Source organism: Holospora obtusa F1 (assembly GCF_000469665.2).
GTDB lineage: Bacteria > Pseudomonadota > Alphaproteobacteria > Holosporales > Holosporaceae > Holospora > Holospora obtusa.
Genome location: NZ_AWTR02000015.1, coordinates 1 through 7055 on the forward strand (window position 1 = coordinate 1; position 7055 = coordinate 7055).

Sequence of the window (7055 nt, forward strand, 5' to 3'; positions counted from 1 at the left end):
AATCATTTTGCAATAAAACAAAAACTATTGTTAAAAGCCAATGTTTTAATGTTCAATGAACTTCAAATTTTGAAAGGTGCTGCGTAACATCAGTTATTCTTATGGCACCAAGCACTTACACGATGAAGAGGCTTATTTGAAGAGCTATTCCGGATCGTTTTCCCATCGATATTCATAATGTCACTCGTTATTTTTTGAAGACTTTCTACAAAAGCGCCAAAGCAATCTCTAAATTGATTGGGGCATAAATTATCCCAAAGCCGTTGGTAAGTATCGTGACTTGGCACACCAGACGGAAAGTCAAAATATTTTTTCAACGCTTCCCTATGCATCTCAACAAAATCCTGCATCCCACTAAAACTGTCGATACCACAAAGAACTGCTAACAAACTGGTTGCTATCAGAGTCATAAAAGGGGGCGTTGATTCCTTGAGGAACGGGGATCTTCTAATGAACTAAAATAGCTTTCTATAATTTTTCTCATTTCCTTAAACGCTCTGCTTAATTTAAGGCAAATATACATCTTTTAAACACAGTTGTAGAATAAAATTTTTTCATGCGTAGACCCTGATCCAAGGGGATATTCTTTAAATTTTTTTTTCAGGAGCCGACTCTTTTTTTGGGTAAATATTTAGTCTTTTGAGGTATCAATTCAGATTAAAGCCCATGAGATTGAGAATTTTCTCTTTCAAAGCACTATAAACATCATCAAGCGGAAGCTTAGAAACGCGTCTGAATTCACACACAATCTCTTGCTTCCGTTGCAGATAAAATGCTTTGGCTGTGCAGGGCCAGAGAATTTATCTTCAACACAACTGGCTTTCTTTTACTTCAAAACTGAAGGCCCAGACGCTTTGCTATTTTTAGCGATGCTCTGTACAAAGTTTGGTATTTCTTTTCGGACTCGAAGCGTCGTATTGGCATTTTCATGCAGTATACTTTCCATAAATTTGCCTCCTTTAGTTCATTATAAGTTATACCATAAAAATGGGAACTAAACACCTAGGATATTTAATGGTTCTTGTCATGCAAAATTATTTGAAACTTGGGTAAAAGAGTTATAGAATCAGAACCTGGGCAAATTGGATAATGCTGCATTTCATAGATTACAAAGAGCAAAAGAGTTGATCGAATCTGTAGGTTGTCAACTCATCTTTTTACCGCTATACTCACCTGGTTTGAATCCAATAGAGAAATTTTGGGCTAATATGAAAAGATGGGTTAAGAACAAAATTAACCAATTTGATAGACTTTACAAGGCTATTTCCGCATTCTTTCAAATCCTATTTCCATGCTAAATTACTATATCATTTTATAGAATGTATTTTTCTTAATGCCCGTAAGCCTTCGAAATTTTTTCTTCTCTAACGCTTTGATCTGTTTGTATTTCATAAAAATCTTTAGATCTTTTTAAACTTAGATTTTATTTAAAGTTTAGGTTACGAAAAGGTCTAATCGTAATAACTTTAAATAGGTTTTTAAAAAAATCTTTACTAAAATTTTAAAATTTTTATACTATAATTATGGATGTTGATTGGTTAAAATGGAAGGTATTTTTAGATGAAAAATTATTTAAATGCAAAACGGTTAGCGCTCAAAAAAGATGAAAATCAAAAAATGAAAAAAATATTTATTATACTATTCATGCTACTGGTTAATACGTCATCGAAAGCTCTGCCGTCTGATAGAAAGTTACAGACTTCATTTGCTGGAATAATGGCAAAGGATAAGGATGGGGTAACTTTTAAAGAAAAAGAAGACATGTTGAGTAAAATTTTTTTGAGTGCCGAAACGTTTATGAAAACATCGGTAAAAAAATTTAATATTCCAACACAAGAGGATCGCATACGCATCTCAAAATTTTTAAACGCTGCGTTCTTTTCAGGTATCGCTGCTCCTAATATAAATCAATTACAAAAGGTGATACATGAGTTAAAGGCGGATTTAAATGTTAGGAAAGATACTCAAGAGGATGTTAGTTATGTCGTAGAATTAGATCAGTACCTACAATCAGTGAGGGTCGAATTTGGAAAAATGGACGAAATCGTTCGTAAAGAAGTACAAGAAATGGAAAAGAAAAAATCTATACACGAGTTTTTAGAAAATTTTCTGACAGAAAATAAAGGGTACGCCGAGATGATACAGGCAATAAACACACTCCCAAGAACAGATTCTGAAGGAGGTGATAAGAAAAATATTCAAAATTCTGCGATAAAAATTGAGCAAAAGGCGTCAGCTCCTACAAATAAACAATTAGGTCAGGAAATTAAAATGATTCTCGATATGACATTAAAAGCAGAAAAAAATTCGTCTGATTATATAGCTAAAGAAGTCGAAAATCCTGGATTACTTAGATCTGTGAGAAGCAATATAAGAGGTATGCTTCAAAGGGGATAAACAAAAACAGGTTATTATTAGACCTACTACACAAGTCTCTGTTTCTTCTCAAAAAAGAGTTTTCTTTTTTTTCGTGATCTTTCAAAGGCGTTGTTTGTGTCCATAATTCCTGAAAAATGAGTATCTGTTTTGGATAGTGAGTATTACTTGTTTTGAATATTTTGATATCGCAAAAATATATTTAATTTTGATTTAAGCTCGTGATAGCTTTTCGCTGTCTTTGATCTTTCTCTTTTTGAGCGCGTCGTGATGTCTTCTTTTTTTTAAGATCTTTTTCTGCGTACGGCGTAAGGAACGAATACTTGGATATTAATGTTTTGATTGCTCGAATCAGATTTTTTTTGGTATTATTCATGTTTAAATATTGCGATCTGATCCAAGATGCATTCTAGAGGCTTGAGAGCCTTTTACGCAATTTTTTGTGCGGCACTTTTTTCTGAATCGTAAAGGTTTGGAATTGCTTGAAGCAGCTTTTAACAATAAATATCTCTTTCTTTAGCCTTTTTTATCGCCATACAGATCCCTAAAATTTGATTTAGGCCAATAACCTATACAAGAATCATTTTCAACGCCGGTAGCTCAAGAAAATTAGGCTTACACGCCATAACGATACAGAAAAAAGTATATTTAAGAGGGCTAATTTATAATCGAAGCAAAAGCGTGTATAGCCAAGGATACTGTTTTTAAAGAATGGCACGATATTGGGTGACGCTCACCCCAAAAACGCTCTCTCTATCCTATTCAACCATCATGTATTTTTTTTGAGCATTTCCTTGATCTGTGATGTTGATCTACACCTTTTTATAAACGTGATACTTTTGCATCGAATCTATTTATTGGGCATAATTCATATAAAGTTCCAAAATATATTTTTAACCTATTGACAAGATTGCGTTTTTTTTGTAGCGTCTTTATCGTGTCCTTTGCTAAGAATTGTTTAAAATGATGACCTGGAATAAAAAATTTTTGTCAATAATTTTCGTTATGTTAATCAATGTTGTTTTTGCTGCTGGCGAAAGCACAAAAGAGGAGGAGAAAGGTAATGAATCAGTTTCTACTCCTAATCAAGAAAAACAACGATTCGGTTCTGATGATTGCACAAGCGGATGTACTGTGTTTTCTTTAGAAAGAACCGCAATTTTTTCTCAGACGTTTTCTGAAGAAATTTTGTTGAAAAATAAGATTTTTTCAAAAGAAAATTTAGGAGAAGGTACCGGAAGTGTATGGCGGTTATCTCCAGAATTTTCACTTGATAAACAAATTCGTGCAGTTGTTTCTGAATGCAAAACGAGTTTTTTTAAATTGGTAGAATATGCCAGGTCACACAATCTCTCTTTAAAAGAGGAAGATGGCGTGCAATCAATGGGTATGAAAGCAAAAGAAGGAAATAGCGTACGCTTTATTTGTCCATTTTCTTTAGATGGTATATGCTCTGCTATTAATACAATTCATACAGATGGGAATGAAGTACATGGAGGAAGCGTTTTTGAACTTCGGTCTGCATTAATTAAATTTCACAATATCATGAAGGGAGTGTTTCAAAAATCTGGTCTTTATCCAAAAAATTCAAGCTGGCGTACTGAAGTTGTAAAAAATTTTTCAGAAGAGGGTATTTATTCTGGAATATCCGAAGTTGACAAAGAAGAGCTTCGCAAAATAAATCCAATTCTTCATCAGTGTTTTAATATTTTTAAAATGTTCCAAGAACAGAAGGATGTTGAAATGCAGATCCGTTTAGTTACAGGAGCAGCTCGATATCAACCTCCACACTATGATGGAAATACATTTTGCGTTTTATCCCTTTCTGTGTATGATGTGTACGAAGTTTTTGGAGATCAGAACGAAAAAAAATTATTTCTTCCAAATGGAGAGAGTTTTTTGTGGTTTGGAGATTCCGCACAGAATTTATCCTCAGAGATTAAGGAAAAGTTAACTCAGAGTGGGGTAGAATTTAGTTCGGTTGTAGAGCTTCCTCATGGTGTTGATTATGTTCCTGAGGAGAAAAATTCAAGAGAAGCTGTAACTCTTCTAGTCATGTGGACTCCTTCAGCAAAAAGTTCAGCCCAGTACTGTTTTTTTCCAAAACCTCTTGAAACTTTTCAAAAGCCTTTAGTACTGAAGAACGATATAGAATCTGTGAAAGTAATTCAAAAAAATGCTCTTTCAGATGCACAAGACGACCAAAAGACTAGGTAAAGCGTTTAGATAACTTAAATTTCTAAGAAAATTTTAAAAAGATCGCATAAAAATTAGCATTGAGTAAAGTTGACGGTGTTAGTTTTTATGTTATTTTTTTTCTTAGATTTATAATAAATTAAATTTATTTTTAAAAAATATTATTTTTTGTGTTGAATTAAGCGAATACGGCGAAAGTTACCGTTTATTATTTTTTTTTTCAAAAGAGTATTTTGTTCCCAAATGCTTAAAATTTGCTGTTTATGTTCACGATGTTTGGAATAAATAAAATGACAGTCAACAGATGGCATTTTCGTTATAAAAGTAAAGAACATTTTCGCCCAAAGATACGTGTGGGTGCAAAGCAAACTATAAAAAAAGAGTCTTTTATTCAATATGCAATCAATCATTCAGTGCTAGATCAGAAGATATTGTCCGTGAATTTGGCATGAGTGCCAGTGGTGAACGATATTGGTTAAGGCGTACAGGGCTTTTAGCTTGTATACATTAATGAAGTCGGGATAGAGCTCATCATTTGAAAAGATAAAGGATGAAGCAAAAAAAGTGCAAAACTTGTTGATAAAAAGAGCGGTAAATATTACAAAAAACTCATATTGTATCGGGTTTACTAATAAAGCAACGATTGCTCCGATGGTTTTTAACGGTTTTTGTACACACAATTATTCGAAGCTTGGGTAGCGCAGTTTTTGATAAAAGCATTAAACCCCGGACAAGTCGTAATCATGGATAATGCTTCATTTTATCAATTTAAAAAAATCAGAAAATTACTTGGATCTGCCTGTTGTAGGGATGTTTTTTTACCACCTTATTCATCTGATTTAAATCTAATCGAGAAATTTTATGCACATATGAAGCGATAGATTAGGCAAAAAATTGAGTTCTGCCAGGGCTTATATTGGTCAATTAGTGCCTTTTTACTTTATCATAATTCAATTGCTTTTACTATATAAATTCAGCATAACGATAATTTCCGAAGAAATCTATTTTCGCGAACCTCAACTTAATTCACTATAAAGACTTTGGACACAAAAAAACATCTTCAAAATTTTGAAGAGTACTAACGTTTTTATATATTTTTAAGTGAATGTTCTCACTTTTTTATTCCTTATCAGAACTCTTCTTTGGCTTTGATCATCTTGTTTACAGATAGTAGCGTGCTCATAGGTAGTACAGTCTCTAAAATTTTTATATCAATTTTGTTAACGAGTTCGTTTCTCTTATGTTGAAGCTCAATTTTCTTAAAGTGCATTACAACTTCTTCAATCTCCAGTTTAAGAACAATAAAACTGTTCTACTAAAACCTATGTTTTATAAAAAACTAAACATTTATCTACTTCAATTTTTAAAATCATACAAAACATATTACACCCTCTTTTGATTCACAACTTTTTTTAATTGTTCTCATTAAAAAATAAATCAAAAAAAATAAAAAATTCAATCAAATTTTACGAAAATTAAATTATTCACTCCTATTCGTTTCTTCCCGCTAAAACGCCACCATCTACGCTTAAAATAACTCCAGTAATCCAGCTAGCCTGATTTGATAACAAAAATTCGATAGCACTAGCAACATCTTCCGGAGTTCCCGTACGCCCCAATGGATGAAAAGAAGCAAACTGTTCTCTTACAATTTCTTCACTAGTAAATGCGTTATAAACAGGGCTTGGAACAACTGCCGGAGCCACAGCGTTAACTCGAATTTGATATTCTGCTAACTCTATAGCTAAATTTTTCGTCAAAGCGTGCAATCCAGCTTTTTGCATAGAATAGGCTGAAGATGGAGTAATCTTAATAGCTTGTAACGCCCACATAGACCCAATATTAACAATACTCCCTTGATGATGTTGTTTCATATTTTTTGCAACTGCTTGAGTTACAAAGAAAAACCCCTTATTAAAGTTTATTTGCTCATCATAATCTTTTTCAGTATGATCAAAAAAACTAATTGGATAAAAAAAACCAGCACTATTGAGCAAATAACGAATGTGCAACGTTTCATTTTCGATTTCTTCAATGAATTGGGTTACGCTATTCATATTTTTCAAATCCAAAACACTCGTGCGCACAGAGCAGAGCGGGGATTGCAGCATAATTGAATGTTCCGCCTGAGATAAATGGGTTGTACTTCGCCCAGTGATCCATACGTGCTGCACATGATGAGACAATTTTCTAGCAGTAGCAAGCCCCATCCCGGTAGAACCACCAATAATAAGCGCAATAGAATTATGTACCATAACATCTCTTATACCGAAAATCTAGGAGAATATATCAAAAATTACTTTTATCGTCAATAGACCATAAAGCCTACGTATGAAAAAATTTTTGATGTAAATTTTATAAGGAATTCTACAGTATAACAGCTGTAAACCTAAGTTACAAAAGAAGTCATGAGTACAAAAATATCAAATTATTTTAGTAAAGTAAAACTGTTTTCTTAAAAAAAGAGTGCCATAAAAAACCGC

General features: G+C 33.0%; 6 protein-coding genes and 1 pseudogene. 4 read left to right on the plus strand and 3 right to left on the minus strand.

All coding sequences use genetic code 11. The features are described from left to right. Positions 1-89: 89 nt before the first annotated feature. Complete coding sequence (locus P618_RS00595; RefSeq protein WP_021827382.1) at positions 90-410, minus strand: ISAs1 family transposase; 321 nt, start codon at positions 408-410, stop codon at positions 90-92. Between the two features lie 672 nt (positions 411-1082). Between P618_RS00595 and P618_RS08980 the strand changes: the two genes are divergently transcribed. Continuing rightward, positions 1083-1298 (plus strand): transposase, encoded by a 216-nt coding sequence (locus P618_RS08980; protein ID WP_021827381.1) that lies wholly within the window; start codon positions 1083-1085, stop codon positions 1296-1298. Positions 1299-1305: 7 nt separating this feature from the next. Here the strand turns inward: P618_RS08980 and P618_RS07590 are convergent. Further along, a pseudogene (locus P618_RS07590) lies at positions 1306-1392 on the minus strand (IS5/IS1182 family transposase); the annotation flags it as partial. Between the two features lie 168 nt (positions 1393-1560). On the opposite strand from P618_RS07590, the gene P618_RS08120 reads away from it, so the two are divergent. The 3 genes from P618_RS08120 (at position 1561) to P618_RS08985 (ending at position 5453) form a co-directional block, all read left to right on the plus strand. Continuing rightward, a complete protein-coding gene (locus P618_RS08120; protein WP_021827380.1) occupies positions 1561-2397 on the plus strand; it encodes a hypothetical protein in 837 nt (278 codons plus the stop codon). A gap of 984 nt (positions 2398-3381) precedes the next feature. Further along, complete coding sequence (locus tag P618_RS00610; RefSeq protein WP_021827377.1) at positions 3382-4593, plus strand: hypothetical protein; 1212 nt, start codon at positions 3382-3384, stop codon at positions 4591-4593. 647 nt (positions 4594-5240) lie between these two features. Next, a complete protein-coding gene (locus P618_RS08985; protein ID WP_075260858.1) occupies positions 5241-5453 on the plus strand; it encodes a transposase in 213 nt (70 codons plus the stop codon). A gap of 609 nt (positions 5454-6062) precedes the next feature. Here the strand turns inward: P618_RS08985 and P618_RS00625 are convergent. Beyond that, entirely contained in the window at positions 6063-6827 is a 765-nt protein-coding gene (locus tag P618_RS00625) for an SDR family NAD(P)-dependent oxidoreductase (RefSeq protein ID WP_021827373.1), read from the minus strand. Positions 6828-7055: the final 228 nt, after the last annotated feature.

Bases quoted from the DNA above. Each gene is read 5' to 3' on its own strand.
- P618_RS00625 (WP_021827373.1), bottom strand. From the start codon at position 6,827: ATGGTACATAATTCTATTGCGCTTATTATTGGTGGTTCTACCGGGATG.
- P618_RS08120 (WP_021827380.1), top strand. From the start codon at position 1,561: ATGAAAAATTATTTAAATGCAAAACGGTTAGCGCTCAAAAAAGATGAA.
- P618_RS00595 (WP_021827382.1), bottom strand. From the start codon at position 410: ATGACTCTGATAGCAACCAGTTTGTTAGCAGTTCTTTGTGGTATCGAC.
- P618_RS00610 (WP_021827377.1), top strand. From the start codon at position 3,382: ATGTTAATCAATGTTGTTTTTGCTGCTGGCGAAAGCACAAAAGAGGAG.